Source organism: Mycoplasma leachii PG50, assembly GCF_000183365.1.
GTDB lineage: Bacteria > Bacillota_I > Bacilli_A > Mycoplasmatales > Mycoplasmataceae > Mycoplasma > Mycoplasma leachii.
This window is the reverse complement of the sequence record NC_014751.1, coordinates 481,241-504,577: the sequence shown is the minus strand read 5'-3', so window position 1 is coordinate 504,577 and position 23,337 is coordinate 481,241. Positions and strand designations below refer to the sequence as shown.

The window sequence follows — 23,337 nt, the reverse complement described above, 5'->3', positions numbered from 1 at the left end:
TCCTAATCACTTTTAGCTACTTTTTTTGTCTAATTTTTTTAATTAAATCTTTTTTAAATTGATTTTCATTAGCTTTAATTTCTTGTCATTCTTTTTCACCAGCTTCAATCATTTTATTAAAATCTTCTTTTGAAAAAGTATGTATAGTCAAACCTTCTAGTTTATCAATTTTTTTATTTTTAAAAATGAAACTTGATAAATATCCTAATAATAATCCAACTATAAAAGCTAAAATAATTCCATAAAAATCTGAAACTACAGTAGTTTTTGATGTTTTATTAACTATAAAAATAGCTAAAACAATAATAAATGAACTAATTGATCCTAAAATTGCTCCAATATTTGAAGTTCTTTTTGTAAAAATACCTAATAAATAAATTACAGTAACTGAAGTTCCAAACAATCCAATAACAGCAGCAAATAAATCTAATAAATTATCAGCTTTAGAAATAATTAAAACTATTGAAGCAATAGTTCCTAATAAACCAATACCTAGAATTAATCCTTTTGCTCAATACATTTTTTCTTTATCTTTTAAATTAGATTTAATTCTTACTAAAATGTCTTCAACAATACAAGTAGCAGCTGAATGAAGTGATGATGTTATTGTACTCATTGATGCTGAATAAATTCCAGCAATTATTAACCCACTTATACCAATTGGTAATACTGTTACTATAAAATAAGGTAAAATTTGATTATTTGCTTTAATTCCAATACTTTTCATTATATCTTCTATATTAGTTAACCCTGTTTTTTGAACATAAAAAGCATATAGCAATGTACCCATACCATAAAATAGTAAAATAGTAATTAAAGCTAAAATAGCATTAGTTCATAAACCTTTTTTTACTTGTTTAAAACTTTGATTTGATTGATATCTTTGAACAACATCTTGTGAACCTATATATTGATAAAAAGTATTAATTAATTGACCAAAAAATAGAACTAGTATTCAAGGTTTGGCTCAATTTTGTGGAATAATTGATTCTTTTTCTAGTAATTTATGATTGTTAATTACAATGTTATTTACTTCTGATAAATTTTCTATTTTTATTAAAGCAAAAATAATTGCTAATAAAATCCCACCTATTAAAACAATAGCTTGAATAAAATCAGATCAGATAACTCCATTTAATCCACCTAAAACAGTTGAAATTACACAAAATATTCCGATAATAACAGCTATTAAATAAGGATTAATATTTGTAACTGCAGTTAAAGCAATAGTTGGTAAATAAATAATTAAACCAACTCTAATAACATGAAATAAAATAAACATTAAACTAGCAGACACTCTTAAAAAGTAACTAAAACGTTTTTCTAAAAAACCATAACCAGAAACATCATTTAATTTTTTAAAAAACGGAATTATAAATCTAATCAATAATGGAGTAGCAATAAAAATTGTTAGATTTCCAAATGCAAATAACCAGTCTGATGAAAAGGCTTTTGCTGGTGTAGCCATATAAGTAATAGCTGATAAAGTAGTTGCATAAATTGAAAAACCAGCTACTCAACCCGGGGTTTTTCCTCCTGCTTTAAAATATTCATCAGTATTATTAGCTTTTTGTAGTTTTGATTTAATTTGAAAGTATAGACCAATTGACAATGTAAATAATAAATAAATTACCAATACTACATAATCTGCTCAATGAAATGATTTAATAGCAGCATTAGTCATATTTTTAGTAAATAAAATTAAATTACTCATATTCTAAATATCTTTTAAATATTTTTCTTGAATCTCTTTTGCTTTTAATGCATATTGAGAAATTGATTGAGTCATTGGTAATCTACAAAATACTTCACTTAAATCATAATGCTGTCTAATAATTTCTTTTAAAATTGCATATAATCCATTTGCTAAAACTATATCAATAAAATCATTAATTTGTTTTTGTAATTCTAAAGCTTGTTGGTTGTATCCATTTTTAACTAGTTCAAATAATTGTTTTGCTTTTTTTGCATTAACATTAAATGTTGAGCCTATAAAACCATCAATATTATAAATTGATGCAGATAATTGTTGTTCATCAAAGCCATAATATACTAATTTATCAGGAAATTTTGCTTTAATTCTTTCTAAAGTATATAAATCAGTTGCTGTGAATTTAACTCCAATAATTCCATTAATAGCAAATAATTTTTCAAAAGCTTCAAGTGAAAAATTAACACCTGATAATAATGGGATATAATAAGCAATTAAAGGCAAATTTGTTGATTTTTTAATTTCTTTATAATAATTTAAAATTTGATCTAAACTAAACTTGTAATAAAAAGGAGTAACAGCACTAATAGCATCATATTCTAATTGTTCAGCTAATTTTGCTTGCTCTATTGATTCATAAATGTTTAAAGAGCCAACTTGAGCAATTAATGGTATTCTTTTATTAACATGTTTAGCAACAATTTCTAAAATTTTTTTTCTTTCTGAATTTGAAAGCAAGAAAGCTTCACCAGTTGACCCATTTACATAAAGTCCATCAACTTTTGAAATTTCAATATTATAATCAATAAACTTTTTTAATGCTTGCTCATCTATTGAACCATCTTTTTTATATGGAATCAATAAAGCAGCAAACACACCTTTTAGGCTTTTCATATATATCTACCGCCTTTCTTATACTATATTAATTTTTAAATAAGAAATGTAATGCTATTTATTAAGTATCCTTATACTATTATTATATCTAATATAGTATTTTCTTATATTACTACTAGACTAGATTAGTCTAAAAGTTAATCAATTTTAAAAAAAACATAAAAAAAGAACTCAAAAGAGCTCTTAACTATTAGTTAGGAATAACACTTACTCTAGTACGGTTTTTTCCAAATTTTTCATACTTAACAATACCAGAAATTAAAGCAAATAAAGTATCATCTCCACCTCGTCCAACGTTTAAACCAGGATGAATTTTAGTTCCTCTTTGTCTATAAATAATTGAACCAGCATTAGTGAATTGACCATCAGATTTTTTAGCTCCTAAACGTTTAGATTCTGAATCACGACCATTTTTAGTTGACCCAACTCCTTTTTTAGAAGCAAAATATTGTAAACCTAATAAGAAACGCATTTTAAGACACCTCCTTTAATCTTGTGTTTTTTTTATATTGAATAGTAATAGTTTGTAATTGAATTTTTAACATATTTAACATTAATTGTAAATTTTGATTATCTTCTTTTTTTACAAAAATAGTTATTTTATTTTCTAAAACTTCAATATCTACATCATTTTTATAATAATTATCAATTGCATTCAAAGCTCCACTAATAATAGCAGTTAAGCCAGCACACACTAAATCTTTTCCATATTCTGCACTATTAGCGTGACCTTGCATTTGTAATTTAATGATTTTATTATCTTTATATTTAATTATGATATCAACCATAATTACTTAGCACTAATTTCTTCAATTTTTACTTTTGTATAAGGTTGTCTATGACCATAAATTTTATTTACATTTTTCTTTGGATGATATCTTATAACACGGATTTTTTTTGCTTTTCCTTGTTTAATGATTGTTCCTAAAACTTTAGCACCTTTAATAGTTGGTGTTCCAATTTTACCATCAATCATTAAAATTTCATCAAATGCAATTTTATCATTAACTTCACCTTTAATTTTTTCAATAAAAATTTCTTGACCTGGTTCAACTTTAATTTGTTTTCCACCAGTCTTAATGATTGCAAACATTATTTTCCTCCAGTCTAGACTCGCCTATGTATGTGAGTTATACTTCTTTAAAACACACAAAAGAGCGGTTGAAACTTTTTTTCAACATTTATATATTACTATATTGAATTAAATAAAACAAGATAACTACTAAAAAGGTTTTAATTAATCAAAAATACTAATACTTTGATCAAAATCACTATAAATATCAGTTGATGAATCACTATTGTTATAAGCATCGTTGTAATTTATTTTAATATTATTTTTACTATTTCCTACTTCTAGAACTGGAATTTTAATTTCTTGAGCTTTTGTTTGTTGAATTTTTAAATCAACTAATTTAGTATTATCAACTTTAAAACTGTTATTTCCAATTTTATATTCTGCTTTTATTGGATTTTTGCTTGCTTGATAAAAAGCAAAACCTATACTTGCAATATCAGTTATAAAATTAGAAATTCCTTCAAATCCAGATTGTACAATTTTAGCTATTCCAGTAACTAAAGCTCCACTAATACTAGCGCCTCCAATAATTTCTTTTGTGTCTTCTAAATTAATTTCTTTCATAGTATACCTCCTATTAAGGTATTAGAAATTTTTTTTCAAAGTGTACTTTTTATATAAAATATTTTTTGAAATTTTAGTTTTTAAATATACAATTTCACAAGCTTGCTTTAATTTATAACCTTTTGTGATTTGTTCATCTATTAGATTAATTAATTCTAAATCAGTAAATTTGTTTTTATTTATTTTAACGATTTTGTCAATAATGATTACAAATTCACCTTTTAAAACAAATTCATCACTATTTATATACTTATTAATTTGATCAATAGTTCCATAAATAATCTCTTCATTTATTTTAGTTAATTCTTTAGCAATAACTATTTTATGATTTTTATCTAATATTTCATTTAAACAATTTATAGTGGATTTAAGTCTATGAACTGATTCATATAAACAAATAATTGAATCATTAGCATATTTATTAATTAATTCATTTAATTCATTTTGTTTACTGATTTGATTTTTATTTTTTAAAAAACCATAAAAATAATGACTATCAATCAAAAAACCACTAGAAATCAAAGCATACACATAAGCAGATCCAGCACCTATTGCTGTAATATTACAATTAATTTCTAATTCTTTTAATTGATTAATTAGATAACTTGCTGGATCACTTATTATAGGAACACCAGCATCACTTATAATTGCAATATTTTTATTTTGGTTCAATATATTTATAATTTGATCGATTCTTAAATTTTCATTAAATTTATGTAGTGATAATAAATTACTAGTAATCTGATATTTATCAAGTAGAACTTTACTAGTTCTAGTATCTTCACAACAAATAACATCAACTTGTTTTAAAGTTTGAATTGCTCTTAAGCTAATATCTTCTAAGTTTCCAATTGGAGTTGTAATTAAATAAACTGTTGGCTTATTATTCTTATAAGTTTTTTGAATAATCATATATTTTAAAAATCCTTATTTTTATTTTAAATTTAATAAATAAAAAAATAGTCATTTGACTATTTTTTTTGCTTGTGAGTTTCATGTTTATTACAATTACTGCAGTATTTTGAAACTTCTATTTTAGGTTTCTTTTTATCATTCTTACCGATGTAGTTTTCATTTTTACAAACTGTACAACGTAAAATGTATTTTTCACGCATCTTAACTACCACCTTTCACACATATCAAACTTTTATAACACTTATAAGATATTACCAATTTAAAAAAAGGTTTTCAAGTTTTTTAAGTGTTTATTGATTATATATCCTATTTTAAAAGTAAAAATAGAATGAATTATAGTAAAATTATTGTTGTAGATAAAGGAGTGTTATAATGAAAAAACTTCTATCGTTATTTGCTTGTACATTTGTTGTTTCAATAAGTACTAGTTTTGCTATAAGTTGTAAAACATTATACAAACAATATCAAGAATTTGAAGACTTGATTAACCAATCTAAAAATAAAACAATGATTCTTTATTTAGGAGCTAATGATAATAAATCAGCAAAATCATTTGAACAAGGTTTAGAAGAGTTAACTCAAACTAATTCCTTAAATCAAGCTATTAAAAAAATCAATGATACTATTACAACTGATGCAACTAATTTTATTTATAAATTTAAAAATAATTTAAATTGAAATAGTACAACAAATCATACAACAGTCTTAAACAATGTTAATGTCAAAAAAGATAAAAATAGTAAAACTAAAAAAGAAAGATGAATTATTGATGAAAAAAAATCATCAAATAATAATCAAATTTTTAAAAACATGACAAATGATGTTGTTATTAAAAATCTAAAGTATGATTCAGATGATAAAATATGAAATAAAGGTTTAACTTCAAAAATCTTAAATGAATATCTTGTTAAAAATTGAGCAAAAGCTTTTTATGGTGAAACTAGTTCAAGTTTTTCTAAAAACAATAACACTGTAACTGAAAAAGTAGAAAAACTACAAGAAAAAGTTAAAAGCTTAAAAGGTCCTTTATTTTTAATAATTAGAGATAAAATGTTTTATGGTATTGTAAGTGGATTTGAAACTTTTAGTAAACAAGATCAAAAAAATGCTACTAAAACAATTGATAACTTTACTAATGGATCAGAAATTAGAAAAGATGTTTTTGACAAATGATTAAATTATTTAAAACAATCTATTGAAATGTATGATGTAGTTAAACTTTTACAAGATTCAGATCCTATGATCACTCCTAGAACTGATTGAAAATACCAAAGTTTAGAGAAAGTAGAAGAGAAAAAACAAAATAAAAAAAGTGATAAAAAAGAAGAAAAAGACAAAAATTCTTCATCTCAACCTTCAACACCAACTCCTGCGCCTGCACCATCTCCAAGCCCAGCTCCAGCACCTGCAACTCCATCAAAATAATATTTTAAAAATAATAATTTAATGAATCTTAAAGATTCATTTTTTTTATCTAAAAAACAGAAAATAAAAAAACATGCCTTTTATAGCATGTTTATTTTCAAAATGGTCCCCAAGGCCGGACTTGAACCGGCACAGGATATTAAGCCCGTTGGATTTTAAGTCCAATGCGTCTACCTATTCCGCCACTTGGGGAAGATAAGTGGTGACTCGTCGGGGATTCGAACCCCGGACCCACTGGTTAAAAGCCAGTTGCTCTACCGGCTGAGCTAACGAGTCAAGATGGTTGGGCTAGCAGGATTCGAACCGGCGCATGAGGGAGTCAAAGTCCCTTGCCTTACCGCTTGGCTATAGCCCAATAATAATGGTGGAGGGGGAGGGATTCGAACCCCCGAACCGTAAGGAAGTGGGTTACAGCCACCCGCGTTTAGCCACTTCGCTACCCCTCCAAGAACTGGTGCTGACTAAAGGATTTGAACCTTCGACCTATTGATTACTAGTCAATTGCTCTACCAACTGAGCTAAGTCAGCAATATAAATTCGCTTCCTCTAACACAAGACACAAATAATTTTATATCATTTATAACATATTTCAATAGTTTATATAAAAAATGAAACATTTTTAGAAGAAGTTAGAATATATAGAGTTTTTTAATATTATTTTGAAATTATTTTATCTAAATCATCAACTTTAATTGATAATATTTTGTATTCATCAATTAAGTTTTTATGCTTATCACAAGGAACAAAATAATTAACATCATAATTTAAATATTTATTAAAATAGTCTTCTAATTCATTGATTAAATCTAATCCAGCTTTTTCATCAGTTTGAGAATAACTTTTAATATTATTCAAAAAAACATATTCTTTATAGTCTTTTTCACTACCTAAAAAACCATAATTATGATCTATATATCTTTTTAATTGTGAAATTTTTATTTTCATATCATCGATTTTTAAATGATAAATATTTTGGCATTCTTCACATTCTTTAAAAGTATTTTTAATTTGAATTAATTGTTCTAAAACTTGTGTTTTGTTTAAAATTACTTTTAATTTGAATTCATTTTGTGAATCTAAAATAGCTCTTTTATCAATATATTCTTGATTATTAAAAATGTTAATAGAAGAATTATTAATTTGTTCAGATGAATTTAATTTTTTTTTGTTTTCAATAGCTTTAGGTTTATTATAAACTTTAACAGAATTTTTATTTTTAAAAAAAGACTTAATATTATTAAAAAAATTTTTTAACTTTTGGATTAGTTTCATTTAAAATCACATCTTTTCTAAGATTAAATTTAAAATAGTAAAATTGTTGATTAATCAACAATTTTAAATAAATCTTTAATTGATTTTTTAGTAGTTTTTTTATCTTTTTGTTTTTTTTCTTCTTCTTTTAGTTGTTTAATATCTTTTTTAGTTAGTTTTTTTAGCTCATACTTCATTTCTTTGTTTTCTCATTTTTTTAAATTAGAGCTAACATTTTTTTCAACAACTCTAGTTAAATCTTCAGTTTTTAATGAAATATGTTTATTTGGTAAAATAGGTTTACCAAAAACAACTTTAACTTCTACTTTTTTAGGTCTTTTTTCAGCAAAAACTAAATAAGAGTTAATGATTGAAACAGGAATAATAGGAGCGTGTGACATCTGAGCAACTTTTAAAGAAGCTGCTTGAAAACTATTCATTTCTTGAGAATGACTTCTAGTTCCTTCTGGAAAAATTACTAAAGAGCGTTTATACTCAACAACTAAATCTTTTGCTTCTTTAAAAGCTTCTAAAGCACTTCTTGGACTTTTTCTATTTAAAGGAATACAATCAACTAATCTAACAAAGTTTTTAAATTTTTTACTTGTTCATAATTCTTCTTTTGCAATAAAAGCCAGTGGTTGTTGTTTAGAAAAATCGTTAATAGCAAATAAAATAGCAGGATCAATATTTGATTGATGGTTAGCAGCTAAAACAACTCCTTTATCCATTCAATTTTCAATACCTTCAACTTTTATATTAACATCTAGTACATATAATAACTTGCTAACAGCTTTTTTAACTCAATTATATCTGTATTCTTCAGAATATATATCTGGTTGCTTTTTATTTTTTCTAACAATTTTAGCTGCTTTAAATTTAATATGTAATAAAGGCAATCACATAAATAACATTTTTCAAGGATTAATATGAATATAATCTTTATTCTTTTTTTCATGTTGAATGTTATTTAGTGTGTTTTTGGGATCTGTATTTAAACTATTAACTTGATTCATTTTAATCATTCTTTCTATTGAACTAAATTAATTTAAAATTTAAATCTTATTTAATATAAATTTATAAAAATAAGAGGATATTCTATAAATAATTTTATCATCAATTATTTTACAAAAATATTCTCTTATATAGATATTTATTTACTTAGTAAATGCTTTATTGACGTTTTTTAAAATAAAATCAAGAACCGGCTGCTCCAGCAGCAGCAATTGAACCAACTCCTAAAGTTGACCCAACTATAACACCAGTTTTTGAACCACTTGATTTATTTGTTTTACTATCAGATTTATTCATTGTATTATTTGGAATAGTCAGAATAGGTTTTTTTATTTCAAACTTATTAGGACTTTTATCTATTATTGGAGCTGATGGAGTAGAGATTTTAGAATTTGAATCTAATTTAGGTAAAATGCTATTAGATTCTGATTTTAGTTCGTTTTTAGGTTGAATAAGTTCTGATTTTTCTGGTTTATTATTAGGTGTTTTTGGTGGAATTGATTGTTTGTCTTCTGATAAAGAAAACAATAAGGTCGCTGATCCTTGATAATTTTTGTTTGATTTTTCAACACTTATAATTGCAGCATTTTTTGATAAATCAATTTGTGCAGTCAATTTTTCATTATTTAATTTAGGCTTCTTAATTTTAATAAACTTTATGATATCATCTTCTGATAATTTTTGTTTAAGTTCAAGTTTAAAATTATAAAAAACTGATTCTAGCGTTTTTTTCTTGGCATTAAATTTTAATTGTACTTTACCATAAAAATCATCATTATTTTCTTTAGCATTAACAATTGCAGAATCTTCTGTTATAGCAGTTATAAAAAAAGATTTTTCATCAAAACTTGATATATCTATTTTTTCTTTAAATTTTTTTATTATTTCTGTATCAGTATTTATAGGAATGTTTTCCAAGTTTGTTGTTGTTTTTGATTCTAGTGACAAATTCCTTTTAACATAATACTTAATTTCTTCTATTTTTTTATACTTACTAGAATTAGTCTTAGGTTTAACTAGTGCATAAGTAGAATTTTGACCATACTTATCCTTTCCAACTTCAATATCTAATGATGAAAAATCTAAAAAATTATATTTTTCTTTAATAGCTTCTAATACTAAATCTTTTATTGATTTACTGCCGTCATTTATAATAGAAACATATGCATTATATAGTAATTTAGTTAGATCTGTTTCATCCTCATTATTTGTTTTTTGTTTTAAAATCAAATTATTGCTACTATTGGCAAAATTTGCAAAACAAAAAGGCAAGAAACTTAAACTAAATACCACGCTACCTGATAATAAAACTAACAGTTTTTTCATATAACCACTTTTCTAAACAAATATTTTATATATTATATCTTACTTATTATTATATTGTTTTAGAGCAATTCCAATAGCATATTTTTTTTCATGAGAAATAGAAATTAAAATATTTTGTAATTCTTGATTTTTAATTACAGGTTTATTATTAATATATTCAATATCTATTTTATTCATACTAATTGGTTCATCTAATGTTTTAATAATTGCTTCTTTAATAGCTCAACGTCCAGCTAAAAACTCTCTTTTTTGCTTTTTGTTTTTAGTATTAAATGTCTTAATTTCATTTATTGATAAAACTTTAATAATGAATTCTTTTTTTATTTTAATTCTTTTATTTTCAACTATATCTATACCAAGATTATTAATCATAATATTACCTATTATTTAGTTATTTACGTTTTTAAAAATAAAATCAAGAACCTGTTGCTCCAATACCAACAATTAAACCAACTCCTAAAGTTGACCCAACTATAACACTAGTTTTTGAACCACTTGATTTTGAATTCTTATTTGAAGTTGATATTTTTTTATTAGGAATTTGTGGTATTTTAGAATTAGTAGTAGAACTAGATTTACTTTTATCTGTAACTAGTGTGTTGTAGTCGTTTTTTTTGTCAGCTCCAAATTGTTTAAGTTCTTTATCCATCATAGGTTCAACAAATTGTTTTTTATGATCGGATAATTCTGATGTAGATTTTAGCATTATCTTTTTAGGTTTTTCTTCATTTGGTAGTTTTTTGGGTACAGATAGCTGATTAGATGTTTTCTCTCTTTGTGATTCATCTGAAATCATTTCTGAATCCACTAATTTATTTGTTTTTTTATCTAAAATTTGTTTATTAAGAAGTGATTCATCACTTTTCTTATTTTTTATCACTTCTGAACTAGTTGATGATTTAGATACCAACTCATCTTTTTTAGGAGATAACGTAGGTTTTAGTAGATCAAAATCATATGATAATACAACAGAACCATAAAACCTTGTATTTTCATTTGCTTTAATAGTTATATTTTTCTTTTGATCATCAATTATTATTGATAAAATTATATCTTTTAGTGATGGATATTTGTTATTAATAATTTTAATAACTTCATCATCTTTAAGTTTCGTAAGCCTGATTTTAACATTATCTATCACAGAGTTTAGTGTTATTTTTTTAGATTTAAACTTAATTTCAGTTTCACCATAATAGTCGCCAAATTCAATACCCACTAATATGGCACTTGATTCTTTTATATCTTTTATCTCAAAATCTATCTCAAGTTGTTTGGAAATATTTCTTTTTTTAAGAATATTAAGTATATTTTCCTTTGTATTAATATCTATAGTTTCTGGGTGAAGTAAGTTAAAATCTTCTATTTTATCATTTATATCATATTTTTTATAACATGGTATTGTAGATTTACCTGTATATTTACTCTTTGAATCTTTAGGACTTAAAACAACATCTACTGTTCCACAATTTCTATCAATTTCAATTTCAATTTTTAGTTGAGAAACATCTACTTTTGGATATTTTCCTTTAATAGTATTATTGAATCTATCTTTTATAGAAATATTTAAAACATAAATAGATAATGTAGTTAGACTAAAAAATATACTACTTGATAATAAAACTAATAGTTTTTTCATATAATTTATTTCTTTTCAATAAAAAAGATAAAGAAATTAGTCTTTAACTTTAAAACTAATTTCAATATCTGGTAATTTTATATATTTAATATTAACTGCATCTAACATTTTTTTAGAAGCAATAAATTCTTTTTTTTGATGATATGGATCATTTGCATAATAAATTCTTTTAATTCCTGCTTGAATAATAATTTTAGCACATTCATTGCACGGAAATAAAGTAACATATAAATCACAATTACTTAAATCAGATCTACTACTTACAATTGCATTCAATTCTGCATGAGCAACATAAGCATACTTATTTTCTAATCAATCTTCATTAGTTTTTGATCACGGAAAATCATCATCACTAACTCCACGGGGAAATCCATTATATCCAGTTGCTACAATTTGTTGTAATTCATTAACAACAATAGCTCCAACTTGAGTATTTGGATCTTTACTTCTCATAGCACTAGCTTTTGCTATTAACATAAAATAGTGTTGTCAAGACAAATAATCTAATCTCTTACTCATAATGTTTAAAAATTAGTAATGAACTTTCCAAATTGATTAAATTGTCCATCTCAACCTATATTATTAACTATTTTATTTAAATTGTGAATACTAAATCAACCTTTTTTATAATAAGTTGATAGAGCTAACAAAATATGTTGATCTAGTGCTGGAGTTAAATGAGGTAATAGAATAAAAGTTAAACTAATAACTAAAATAGCTAAAATTAAAACAATATGAACATATTGGATTCAATTTCACTCTTTTATATTAAATTTAAAAATTCCTCAAAAAGCACTTCCTAAAATAATAGCTGTTCCAGTAATTAACAATCCAGTTCAGCCATCACCTAAAAAGAATGAAAATCCAACTAAAAGTAAAATACAAACTACAGCTTTTGCCTGACCAAATTTAGCCACAGGAGTACTTGAACCTGAAACATCAATTAATAAAGCACCAATAAATATTCCTATAGTACTAATTATTCCACCAGTATAAATTGTTGGTAAAACGCTGCTTGAAAATAAACCTAAAACTAAATAACTTAAAATTATCACTAAACTTAGTTTCTTAGTATTTGCTAATTGTATTTCAGTAATTTTTGAAATACTAAAAAAGCTAGTTCCTAAAATTAATAAACTTAAAATATCAATAATTAAACCATTTTGTTTAATTGGGGCAATACCATAACTAAAAATTCTTCATCACTGTTTTCCAACAATCGTTAAATTTCAATTAGTTCCACCAAAAACTAAAATTAAAATATTTTTACTATTTGGATTTTTTTCTAAAATAAAATATCCAATAATTTGTAAAATACTAGGAATTAAAACAAGTACTATTAAAATAACTCAAGATAAAGAAATTTTATTATTTTTAACATTTTCTAAAAAACTAGTAAATAATTTTATATTATTTTCTTCATTTGTTTCTTTATTTTCTTTTAACTCATTATCTTCAATTTTATTAAAAAGTAATAAGTTCGTGTTATTAAAATATGGTTCTAAATTAGCTTTTAAATCTTGAATTGAAGATTGTAAAACAACTAAATTATTTTTAGTAGTCAATTGATTATCTTCACTAATTATAATATGAAAAACATTGACACGTTTTTTTACTTGCTTTTCAACCTTTTTAATAATATATTCTTTTTCTTTTTCAAATGAAATACTATTGTCAAAATTTAAAATAATTACTTGATATTTTTCACTAGAACTATATAAATAACTCACACTAGAATTAACTTTAGACTTTAATAACTTATATTTAAAATTTTTAATAAAAAAGTTTTCTAAAGTTTTTTTATCACTAGTAGAAATATTAGTCATTACTTTCACCCCTTAATTCTTTAATTTTATCATCAAATTCTTTAGGAAGAGGCGATATCAATTCAATTTCTTTTTTTGTAATTGGATGAGTAAATTTCAATTTATAAGCGTGAAGGTATTGACCAAAATCAGTAAATTCTTGGTGTTTTTTACCATAAACTGGATCATTTAAAACAGGGTGATTAATATAGTTAAAATGTACTCTAATTTGATGAGTTCTTCCAGTTTGAATTTGACATTTTACTAAAGTATTTTTTAAAAATCGTTCAACTAGTTCAAAAGTTGTAATTGCTTGTTTTGAGTTTTTAGCTGTAACACTCATTTTTTTACGATCGGTTTGACTTCTACCAATTGGAGCATCAATTAAACCTTTATTTGGCTTAATTACTCCAGTTACAATCGCTAAATATTCTTTATAAATTCGATGACTTTTAAACATTTCACTTAATAATTTATGAGTTTTATCATTTTTTGCAATAATTAATAAACCTGTAGTTTGTTTATCAATTCTATGTACAATTCCAGGACGTAACTCACCATTAATTGAAGAAAGTTCAACATCACTTGCTAACAAAGCATTAACAATTGTATTATTTGTATTATTTAAACTTGGATGTACTGTTATATTATTTTGTTTATTAATAACTAATAAATCATCATCTTGATAAATAATATCTAAGTCAATGTCTTTATTTTTAACTAAATTTGTATCTAAAATAGGATCTTTTATAGTAATTACAATTTCAGAATTTGGTTTAACTAAAAAATTATTATTAATAATAATTTGATCATTAACACTTATACATTTTTCTTTAATTAGTTTTTGAATATAACTTCTTGAATAATCATAACTAGTTAATAATTCAACTAGTAATTTATCTAATCTTAAAGTTGTATTTAATGAATTAAGAGTTATTTTGTTCATTTTCTATTTTTTCTTTTTTTGTTTTAATTTTGCTTTTTATATATAAAACTAATTCAATAATAGTAAATAAAATTGTTAAACCAATTGCAATATTGACATACAAATCAGCTAAATTAAACACATAATCTCTTGAATTAAGTAAACTAAAATCTCAAGTTAAAAAATCAACAACTCCATAATATAAATTATCTTCATTACCTGGAGCTCATAATCTAGCTAATAAATTACCTCAAGATCCAGCTAATATAATTACTAGAACAATTAATCATTTTTTATTATTTAAAAAAATAAACATTATTGTTAAAAATAAACTAAAAATTGTTGCAAAAATAATTACTAAATAAGATTTGTCATGTAACCTACCATAAGCCATTCCAAGATTAATCACGTATTGAAAGTTTAAAAACCCACTAATAAAAGTTTTAGTTTCTCCTAATCTCATATGAGACACAACTACAGCTTTTGTAATTCAATCAAAACTAATTAAACTTATAAAAATAGGTAAACATACTACTAGTTTGAATTTTCAAAGATAATTGTGGTTTTTTAAAAAAACTTTTGTTTCTACTAGCTTATCTTTTATTCACATTTTTTCACCTATAATGATTTAACTACATTATTACAATGATTACAAATTTCATCATCAATTAAATTATCAAAGATTTGTCAACATCTTTGGCATTTTAATCCTTGTTTTTGTACAACTTTAATTGATGAAATATTTGTTCTAACAAAACTATCATCAATATTATCTACAAAATTAATACTATTAACAATAAAGATTTGACTTAAATCTTTAATATCTTTTAATTTTTCATATTCTTTATCTAATTTAATGTAAACAACAGCTTCAAATCCTTTATTAATAATTTTACTTTCTCTACTAATTTCTAAAGCTTTATTAACATCATCTCTTAAAACCATTACTTTATCTCATTTGTCAATAAATTCTTTATCATAAACAAAGTTTTGTTCTCTATTATCTAATAAGTGAACTGATTCAAGTTTATTGTCATTTAAATTTTGATAAACTTCTTCAACAGTATGAACTAAAATTGGTCTTAAAATATCAATCAAACAATACAATTGTTCATATAAAACAGTTTGAACTTGTCTTCTTCTTAGATCGTTTTTACTATTAATGTATAAAATATCTTTAATAAAATCTAAATAAAAAGCAGATAAATTCTTAGTAACATAATTCATAGTTGTTGTATAAACTAAATTGAAGTTTAATTCTTCATATGCTTGTAAAGCTCTATTTTTAAAAGTAGTTAAGTTAGCTAAACTATACATATCAACTTCACTTAATTTAGCTTGATAATCAGTTTTAGGATTAAAATCATTTAAATTAGCTAAAATAAAACGCATTGTGTTTCTAATTTTTCTATATGCTTCACTAATTTGTTTAATAATTTCTTTTCCAATTTTTTGATCATCAGTAAAGTCAGTTGAAGCTACTCATAATCTTAAAATATCAGCACCAAGTTCATTTGAAAATTCAATTGGATCAACACCATTACCAAGTGATTTAGACATTTTATTTCCTTTTTCATCAGTAGTCATACCATGTGATACTAATTGTTTATAAGGAGATTTGTTTGCATAAATAGTTGAATTAATCATTGAAGCATTAAATCAACCACGATATTGGTCATTTCCTTCTAAATAAATATCATAAGGCGCTTGTAACTTAGGATATTTTTCACTTAAAGCAATTGAACTACTTCCTGAATCAAATCAAACATCTAAAGTGTCTCTTTCTTTTCTTAATGATTTATTTTTATATTCATCTGGTAAAAATTCATCAGCATCTAAACTAAATCAAGCATTAGTCCCAACTTTTTCAATTTTATTAATTGCATAGTTTAAAATTTCATTGTTTAAAACTAAATTATTATTTTGATCATAAAAAGCAATAATTGGAACTCCTCATAATCTTTGACGAGAAATAGTTCAATCAAGTCTTTCATCTAAAACTTGATATAAACGTTTTTTAGCTCATTTTGGATGAGTATCAATTTGATCAACATTTTTTAAAATTTCTTTTTTAACTGGAGCTAAGTTAACAAATCATTGTAAAGTACATCTATAAATTATTGGTTTTTTAGTTCTTCAGTCATGTGGATATGAATGAGTTAAAAAGTTTAGTTTCAATAATTTATGGTTATTTTCTAATCTTTTAGTAATTATTTTATTAGTATCATCATAAAACATACCAACAATTTCTGGATCTACATCTCCAATTTTATTTGTAAATTTTCCTTGATCATCAAGTGGAGCAAATGGTTTTACATTATTTTGTTTTGCAATTAAAAAGTCATCTTCACCAAATCCTGAAGCAATATGAACTAAACCTGATCCAGACTCACTTGTAACATGATGTCCTAAAACTATTTTATTAATTTTTGAATCATATAAAGGGTGAACATAATTTAATCCAACTAATTTATTTGCATCTAATTCTTTAACTACTTTAACATTTTCTCAACCAATAATTTTACTTACTTGATCTACTAAATCAGAAGCTAAAATAAATTGTTTATCAAGATTTTCTACTTGAACTAAACTATATTTAATTTTTTCTCCAATAGCAATTAATTGGTTTGATGGTAAAGTTCAAGGAGTAGTTGTTCAAATAACTAATTGAGTATTTTTAAATTCATCACTATTAATAACATCACAACCTACATAAATTGAAGGAGAGGTTATATCTTTATAAACAATTTCAGAATCAGCTAAGGCAGTTTCACTTGATGGTGATCAATAAATAGGTTTTAAATCTTTATAAATCAATCCTTTTTGATACATTTTTTCATATAATCTTAGCTCAGACATTTCAAAATCATGAGTTAAAGTTACATACTTAACATCATAATCAGTAAACATTCCTAAGCGGTTAAATTGATCAGCTTGATTTTGGATTTGTCCTAAAGCATATTTATAACAAAGTTCTCTAAAAGCAACACTGCTCATAGATTTACGATCAACACCCATTTTAGTAATAGCACTTTCAATAGGTAAACCATGAGTATCTCAACCCATAATAAAAGGAGAATAATACCCAGCTGCATTTCTATATCTAACAATGAAATCTTTTAAAGTTTTATTTAAAGCATGACCAATATGTAAATCTCCATTTGCATAAGGTGGTCCATCATGTAGAATAAAAATTTTTTTGTTTTCATTTAATTTCATTTTTTTATTATAAATTTTGTTATCTAGTCAAAATTGTTCAATTTTAGGCTCTTTTTGAGCTAAATTTGCACGCATATCAAAATTAGTTTGACCAATTAGTAATGTGTCTTTATATTTATTTGACATATTTTTCTTCCTTTCTAAAAACAAAAAATCACTCCACTAAGGAGCGATTTACCGCGGTACCATCCTAATTAAATTATAAAAATATTCTATAATTTATCTTTATAGTTTTAACGTGACAACCGCAAAATTCTACTCAGCTATAGCTTTTCTTTTTTGAAGATAAAAAGTGATATTTTATAAATTCTTTTACTAATTTTCACCAACCATTAGCTCTCTGAAAAAAGTTTATTTATAAAATGTGTCTTTTTATATTAAGGTTATTTTATATTAAATTAAGGTTATTGTCTATTTTTTCTAGTTATTTAATAAAAAATAAAATACTAAAAAGTAATGTTTAATCTTATTGACTAATATTTTTTAATTTTTTACTAATTTATAATGTATAGTTGACATCTAAATTTATTAATTTTATTTATTAAAGTTTCATTTTTACTAATATTAGTATTAAGAAATGTAAAAAACAAAAAAAGAACTTTTAAAAGTTCATTTTTAGTTTTATTTTAAGTTATCACAGCAATTATTTAATAAGGATTACTAATATTAATCAAGTTAATTAAGTAATGAATATTTAAAATAAATTCAAATAAATTTATAGTAGTATTTTATAAATTTTATTGTTGTTTGTGATTATTTTTTTCTTGTAATTTAACAAAATTTAAACTTTTACTTACATATTCATTTTCAAATTCAATAATAGATTTAGTATGATGAGTTCCGCGATCATAAATTTCAATTTGATTAGCAAAACTATTTTCAATATTATTTTTCATTTGATACATTCTAAAACTATCTAAATAACTTGTGACTTTATCTAGACGATTATGAATATATAAAACTGGAATATATTTTGTATTAATTGAAATTAACTTAACAAAATCTAATTTAGTTAAATCAACATCATATTCATTTTTATAAATTTCTAAAATATTATCTAAAACATCTTTTGAAAGATTAGTTAAAAATTTAGGAGAATAATCTTTAATCATTCTTTGTAAAAGATTTTTAACAGACATATATGAAGAATCAGAAACTGCTCATTTAACATTTGCTTTTTTAATCAAATCGTTTTCTGTTAATAAAAAATAATTAGTTGTAAAAGCACCCATACTAGTTCCAACTAATCCAATTAAACTAACATCATAGTTTTTAATTAACCAATTAATAACAGCAATTAAATCTCATTTTTCTTTATAACCTCAAGTAATGCAATTAGAATCACTAATACCATGATTTCTAAAATCAAAAGTTAAAATATTATATCCTAAACTTTGATAATGTCATATTAAATATAAAACATCTAAACGATTAGAATTATACCCATGCACACCAATTACTCATTTATTAGATTCTTTTTCATTTAATCAAATACTTGCAGCTAATTTTGTATTATCTAATGAATAAATTCAAAAATTCAAATTAGGATTTTTGTATTCTTTAATTTTTAATTTTTTATTTGAATTTCTATTTATTGAATTAAGAAATGAAAATATTTTAATAGGGCTAAAATTAATAGCAAAACCTTCATCTCTTTTGTGAATAGTTTTTGAAAATCTAGAGTTTCACATATTAATCATAGTTTTTGCTAGATTTGGATATTTATCATTCATTTTTAAATTAATAAGAATTAAATAAATTATTTTAATTTTTAATTATAAATTTATAAATATTTTCATTAAGTCTAATATATTCACCTTTTTTAATATATAAAACTCCAGAAAGAAAATCTTTAAAACGTTTAGCTTTAGTGTCATCTAAGTTTTTAAAATCTACAACAACAACACTATGTTCTAATAAAGTATCAACAACTGATTTAATTTCAGAAAATTTCATAGGACTAAAAACATATGTATTAATATGAGTTTTTTCAAAATCTAAATGATCGTCTTTAAAACTAGAGTCATTATCAAAATTATTTGTTTGATAATTTTGATTAGAAGTACTTTGTTGATTATGACTATCTTTTAAAATAGAACTTTCATTTTCATAAAAATCAGAATCAGTCAATTCAAATTCTATTTGATCTTGATCTTTATCATCGTGTTTAAAATTACTTTTTTTCTTTTTAAAAAACATAATATTTATCTCCTATTTTAAAAATGTTGGAAAATCATCATCATTGAAATCTTCTTCAGTATCTTCTGTTGTTGTTAAACTCATTTCATCATCAAATTCATCATTTTCTTCTTCAGTTTCTTTTGTTTCTGATTTTTTCATAACTTCTGATTGCATTTCAGATTTATTTGATTTTACAATATTTGGTTCATGATTTTGTAAGTTTTTATTATCAAAACCTGTTGCTATAACAGTTACAATAATTTCATCATCATCTGTTAAATCATCATTAATAGCCATACCAAAAACAATGTTTAATTCTTTATTATTTACAGCTTGACTAATAACTCCAACTACATCATAAGCATCGTTTAAACTTACTGTTCTTCCACCAGTAATATTTACAATAATATCTTTAGCTCCTTCAATTGAAGCTTCTAATAATTTTGATGAAATTGCTTCTTTTGCAGCTTCAACAGCTTTATCTTTTCCAGAAGCTACTCCTATTCCAAATAAAGCATTTCCCTTTTTATACATAACTGTCTTAACATCAGCAAAGTCTAAATTAATTGTAGCTGGAACTGCAATTAAATCAGTTATAGTTTGAACACCTTGTTTTAAAATAGTATCAGCTTCTTTAAATGACTCAGCAATTGGAATTGATCCAATGTACTCTAATAATTTATCATTTGAAACAACTATTACTGAATCAACATATTTTCTTAATTCTTCTAAACCTTCTTTAGCATTAATATTTCTATGTCTTCCTTCAAAAATAAATGGTTTAGTTACAATTCCAATTACTAATGCTCCAGATTCTTGAGCAATTTTAGCAATTACAGGAGCAGCACCAGTTCCAGTACCTCCTCCCATTCCAGCAGCAATAAAAATTAAATCAGCACCCTCAACTACTTTTCTTATTTCTTCTTCACTTTCAATAGCTGCTGCTTTTCCTACTTCAGGATTTCCTCCAGCTCCTAGTCCTTTAGTAGTTTTTTCTCCTAATATAATTTTGTTTGGTACTGGTGAAGATTCTAAAATTTGTGCATCAGTATTTATAATATAAAATTCAACACCTTGAACATTTTCTTCAAACATTCTTCTAATGGCATTGTTTCCAGCTCCACCAACACCTAATACTTTAATTCTTGCTATTTGTTTAAATTGGTTTGTCATATTTTAGCCCTTTCTAATAATAATGATATATTGATTTTTAAAAATATTTTTATCTTAGTAGTGCTTTTTGGAATTTATAAAAAAACCTTTATAGAAATAGTATTTTTAAAGAATTTTAACTAGTAAATTCGTTATTTTTAAAATATAAACTAGCTGCTATAAAAGCACTTGAATCTTGCTCAAAGTTTAAATCTCCTAAAAAATTGCTAGTTATAAAATGATCATTTTTCAAATCTTTTAATATTGTTTTAATTGCTAAAATTTTATTAATTATTCCAAAGTTATAAACTTGATAAATATTTATGTCTTGATCTTTTAAAACATTTTGTTTAATTGCTAAATAAATTTCACTGATAATATTTTTAATGTTATTTCTTAATTGTTTTCCATTAGTTATCTCTAATTTATTTTCTGAATTATTTCATAAACTTAAAACATTTAAATTATCTATATTAAAAGAAGAAAAATCTAGATTATTAAATAAATAATCTTTACTCATTTCTAAACTAATGTTTAATAATTGACTAAGATTTTTAATAATTTTATTTATTCCAAAAGAAAATTTTAAAATTTTTAATAAAACATTGTTTTGAAAAACACCAACTTCAATTTGATCTAAATTTCAATCAATTATTAATTTATGATCTTTACATTGATTTTTTACTAGTTGATTTAAACACAAAATTCTTGGTTTAACAAAAGCAATTTGTTTATTTAATTTTGAAAAAAGCTTTTCTAGTGAACAATAAAGATCATAAGTAATTGATAATTCTAAAAAAATCATTATTAATTTATTATCAACACTATTAATGTAATATTTATCTAATTTTTGATAATCAATTATTTTATTATTAACTTGTAATTCTACTAATTTAGAATCTAATACTTTTAAACTTGAATCTTCTTCAGTTTGTAACTTATTTATTTTTTTAATAATATAGTCTAAATTTGTATCTAAAATTGTTTTTTTGTCTTTAGATTTTAAATCAAAGTTTATTATTTTTTTAGTAATATTAACTGAGTTTGAAATCATCAAACCAACTTGTTTGATCTTTGAAAAATTAGAGTTTTTTTCAAATTCATTAAAACAATTAACTAAAAATTTATAAATATTTAAATTATCTTTAATTTGATATTTATCTAGAATTTCAAATTCATCTGATATATAAGTATTTTTATACATAATAATAGCTTGGTCATTAAAATATTTTACAATTTGAAAATTAATAACATTTTTATTAAATTCAATAATTGGAAATATTTGTTTATCCATAAATACCTCTAATTTTTTTCAATAACTCAAAGTTTTGCACTATGAGAACGATAATTATTTTCTAATTCTAATAAACTTGGTTTAATCGGTTTTTTGATTACTAATTTAAATTGAGAATTTAAGTTTGCTTTAATTGGCAAATTATTAAATAATTGTTCTTGAAAATAATTTGTACTATTATTAAAAATATTTTTAACTATTTTTTCTTCTAAAGAATGAAAAGTAATAACACAAATTCTTCCCTTACTATTTAATAATTCTAAAGCTTGTTTTAAAGAATTTTCTAAAACTATTAATTCATTATTTATAAAAATTCTTAATGCTTGAAAAGTTTTTTTAGCTGGGTGTTTTTTTTGTTTTAAAACTTTTTGAGGCAATGCGGATTTAATTACTTCAACTAATTTTAATGTTGAATTAATTGGACGGGATAAAACAATTTTTTTAGCTATATTTTTTGCAAAACTTTCTTCACCATATTTAAATAAAATATCTGCAATCTGAGTTTCTGGATATTGATTAACTATAATATCTGCTGTCAAACTGTTGTTAGTAATATCCATTCTCATATCTAATGGACCATCAATTTTATAACTAAATCCTCTAGATCCAATATCTAACTGAGGCGAAGAAACTCCTAAATCATATAAAATACCATCAACATTAAATACATGATTAATAGCTAGCAAAGCTGATAAATTTGAAAAATTACCTTGAATTAGAAAAAAATTGTTACTAATTTTTTCTAATTTTTCTTTTGCTTGATCAATTGCAACTTTATCTTGATCAATTGCATATAAAAAACCATTCTGACTAAGCCTTTGTAAAATCTCACTAGCGTGTCCAGCTCTTCCAAGTGTACAATCAACATAAATACCATTAGGCTTGATATTTAAATATTTAATACTTTCATCTAATAAAACTGGAATATGTTTGTCCATATAATTTCCTAA

24 protein-coding genes, 5 tRNA genes and 1 other annotated feature are annotated in these 23,337 nt (G+C 23.5%); of the genes, 1 reads left to right on the top strand and 28 read right to left on the bottom strand.

Going from position 1 to position 23,337, the window contains the following annotated elements; translation table 4 throughout:
- Positions 1–16: 16 nt before the first annotated feature.
- From MSB_RS02095 to rpmG, 8 genes are all read right to left on the bottom strand, one after another.
- Positions 17–1,714: a sodium:solute symporter gene (locus tag MSB_RS02095; RefSeq protein ID WP_013447722.1), complete on the bottom strand. Its 1,698-nt coding sequence runs from the start codon at positions 1,712–1,714 to the stop codon at positions 17–19.
- Between the two features lie 3 nt (positions 1,715–1,717).
- Positions 1,718–2,605 carry an N-acetylneuraminate lyase gene (locus MSB_RS02090; protein ID WP_013447721.1) on the bottom strand — a complete coding sequence of 296 codons (888 nt, stop codon included), beginning with the start codon at positions 2,603–2,605 and terminating at the stop codon, positions 1,718–1,720.
- A 190-nt stretch (positions 2,606–2,795) separates the two neighbouring features.
- Positions 2,796–3,077, bottom strand: a complete 282-nt coding sequence (rpmA, locus tag MSB_RS02085) for a 50S ribosomal protein L27 (RefSeq protein WP_011387289.1) — start codon at positions 3,075–3,077, stop codon at positions 2,796–2,798.
- Position 3,078: 1 nt separating this feature from the next.
- Entirely contained in the window at positions 3,079–3,393 is a 315-nt protein-coding gene (locus MSB_RS02080; RefSeq protein WP_011387288.1) for a ribosomal-processing cysteine protease Prp, read from the bottom strand.
- Positions 3,394–3,395: 2 nt separating this feature from the next.
- Complete coding sequence (rplU, locus tag MSB_RS02075) at positions 3,396–3,698, bottom strand: 50S ribosomal protein L21 (RefSeq protein WP_013447720.1); 303 nt, start codon at positions 3,696–3,698, stop codon at positions 3,396–3,398.
- 6 nt (positions 3,699–3,704) lie between these two features.
- Positions 3,705–3,778 (bottom strand) — a sequence feature (ribosomal protein L21 leader region).
- Between the two features lie 64 nt (positions 3,779–3,842).
- The gene (locus tag MSB_RS02070) at positions 3,843–4,244 is read right to left on the bottom strand and encodes a hypothetical protein (protein WP_013447719.1); all 402 of its coding nucleotides are present in this window, start codon (positions 4,242–4,244) and stop codon (positions 3,843–3,845) included.
- A gap of 21 nt (positions 4,245–4,265) precedes the next feature.
- A complete protein-coding gene (gene rsmI, locus MSB_RS02065; RefSeq protein WP_013447718.1) occupies positions 4,266–5,156 on the bottom strand; it encodes a 16S rRNA (cytidine(1402)-2'-O)-methyltransferase in 891 nt (296 codons plus the stop codon).
- Between the two features lie 59 nt (positions 5,157–5,215).
- Positions 5,216–5,359: a 50S ribosomal protein L33 gene (rpmG, locus tag MSB_RS02060; RefSeq protein WP_013729662.1), complete on the bottom strand. Its 144-nt coding sequence runs from the start codon at positions 5,357–5,359 to the stop codon at positions 5,216–5,218.
- A 172-nt stretch (positions 5,360–5,531) separates the two neighbouring features.
- On the opposite strand from rpmG, the gene MSB_RS02055 reads away from it, so the two are divergent.
- A complete protein-coding gene (locus MSB_RS02055; protein ID WP_013447717.1) occupies positions 5,532–6,584 on the top strand; it encodes a hypothetical protein in 1,053 nt (350 codons plus the stop codon).
- A gap of 103 nt (positions 6,585–6,687) precedes the next feature.
- Here the strand turns inward: MSB_RS02055 and MSB_RS02050 are convergent.
- The 20 genes from MSB_RS02050 to rsmH all read right to left on the bottom strand — a co-directional run bounded on the left by MSB_RS02050 (position 6,688) and on the right by rsmH (position 23,325).
- A tRNA-Leu gene (locus MSB_RS02050) sits at positions 6,688–6,776 on the bottom strand.
- 8 nt (positions 6,777–6,784) lie between these two features.
- Positions 6,785–6,860 (bottom strand) — tRNA-Lys (locus MSB_RS02045).
- A gap of 4 nt (positions 6,861–6,864) precedes the next feature.
- Positions 6,865–6,939, bottom strand: a tRNA-Gln gene (locus tag MSB_RS02040).
- Positions 6,940–6,946: 7 nt separating this feature from the next.
- Positions 6,947–7,030: transfer RNA gene (locus MSB_RS02035), tRNA-Tyr, on the bottom strand.
- A gap of 6 nt (positions 7,031–7,036) precedes the next feature.
- Positions 7,037–7,112, bottom strand: a tRNA-Thr gene (locus MSB_RS02030).
- A 126-nt stretch (positions 7,113–7,238) separates the two neighbouring features.
- A complete protein-coding gene (locus tag MSB_RS02025) occupies positions 7,239–7,856 on the bottom strand; it encodes a hypothetical protein (RefSeq protein ID WP_013447716.1) in 618 nt (205 codons plus the stop codon).
- 50 nt (positions 7,857–7,906) lie between these two features.
- Positions 7,907–8,851, bottom strand: coding sequence for a lysophospholipid acyltransferase family protein (locus MSB_RS02020; RefSeq protein ID WP_013447715.1), 945 nt, complete (start codon positions 8,849–8,851; stop codon positions 7,907–7,909).
- A 157-nt stretch (positions 8,852–9,008) separates the two neighbouring features.
- Positions 9,009–10,175 (bottom strand): hypothetical protein, encoded by a 1,167-nt coding sequence (locus MSB_RS02015; RefSeq protein ID WP_013447714.1) that lies wholly within the window; start codon positions 10,173–10,175, stop codon positions 9,009–9,011.
- A gap of 39 nt (positions 10,176–10,214) precedes the next feature.
- A complete protein-coding gene (locus MSB_RS02010; protein WP_013447713.1) occupies positions 10,215–10,547 on the bottom strand; it encodes a 4'-phosphopantetheinyl transferase superfamily protein in 333 nt (110 codons plus the stop codon).
- Positions 10,548–10,578: 31 nt separating this feature from the next.
- Positions 10,579–11,811 carry a hypothetical protein gene (locus MSB_RS02005; protein ID WP_013447712.1) on the bottom strand — a complete coding sequence of 411 codons (1,233 nt, stop codon included), beginning with the start codon at positions 11,809–11,811 and terminating at the stop codon, positions 10,579–10,581.
- Between the two features lie 36 nt (positions 11,812–11,847).
- Complete coding sequence (locus MSB_RS02000) at positions 11,848–12,330, bottom strand: deoxycytidylate deaminase (RefSeq protein ID WP_013447711.1); 483 nt, start codon at positions 12,328–12,330, stop codon at positions 11,848–11,850.
- A 5-nt stretch (positions 12,331–12,335) separates the two neighbouring features.
- Complete coding sequence (locus tag MSB_RS01995) at positions 12,336–13,637, bottom strand: hypothetical protein (RefSeq protein ID WP_013447710.1); 1,302 nt, start codon at positions 13,635–13,637, stop codon at positions 12,336–12,338.
- Positions 13,630–14,562: an RluA family pseudouridine synthase gene (locus MSB_RS01990; protein ID WP_013447709.1), complete on the bottom strand. Its 933-nt coding sequence runs from the start codon at positions 14,560–14,562 to the stop codon at positions 13,630–13,632. The genes MSB_RS01995 and MSB_RS01990 overlap by 8 nt, the downstream gene beginning before the upstream one ends.
- Entirely contained in the window at positions 14,543–15,151 is a 609-nt protein-coding gene (locus tag MSB_RS01985; protein ID WP_013447708.1) for a signal peptidase II, read from the bottom strand. The genes MSB_RS01990 and MSB_RS01985 overlap by 20 nt, the downstream gene beginning before the upstream one ends.
- 8 nt (positions 15,152–15,159) lie before the next feature.
- Positions 15,160–17,886, bottom strand: coding sequence for an isoleucine--tRNA ligase (gene ileS / locus MSB_RS01980; RefSeq protein ID WP_013447707.1), 2,727 nt, complete (start codon positions 17,884–17,886; stop codon positions 15,160–15,162).
- A 611-nt stretch (positions 17,887–18,497) separates the two neighbouring features.
- Positions 18,498–19,493 carry an alpha/beta hydrolase gene (locus MSB_RS01975; protein ID WP_013447706.1) on the bottom strand — a complete coding sequence of 332 codons (996 nt, stop codon included), beginning with the start codon at positions 19,491–19,493 and terminating at the stop codon, positions 18,498–18,500.
- Positions 19,494–19,524: 31 nt separating this feature from the next.
- Positions 19,525–19,959: a cell division protein SepF gene (locus MSB_RS01970; RefSeq protein ID WP_013447705.1), complete on the bottom strand. Its 435-nt coding sequence runs from the start codon at positions 19,957–19,959 to the stop codon at positions 19,525–19,527.
- 12 nt (positions 19,960–19,971) lie between these two features.
- The gene (ftsZ, locus tag MSB_RS01965) at positions 19,972–21,114 is read right to left on the bottom strand and encodes a cell division protein FtsZ (protein ID WP_013447704.1); all 1,143 of its coding nucleotides are present in this window, start codon (positions 21,112–21,114) and stop codon (positions 19,972–19,974) included.
- A gap of 115 nt (positions 21,115–21,229) precedes the next feature.
- A complete protein-coding gene (locus MSB_RS01960; protein WP_013447703.1) occupies positions 21,230–22,387 on the bottom strand; it encodes a hypothetical protein in 1,158 nt (385 codons plus the stop codon).
- 8 nt (positions 22,388–22,395) lie between these two features.
- Complete coding sequence (rsmH, locus tag MSB_RS01955; RefSeq protein WP_013447702.1) at positions 22,396–23,325, bottom strand: 16S rRNA (cytosine(1402)-N(4))-methyltransferase RsmH; 930 nt, start codon at positions 23,323–23,325, stop codon at positions 22,396–22,398.
- Between the last annotated feature and the right edge of the window lie 12 nt (positions 23,326–23,337).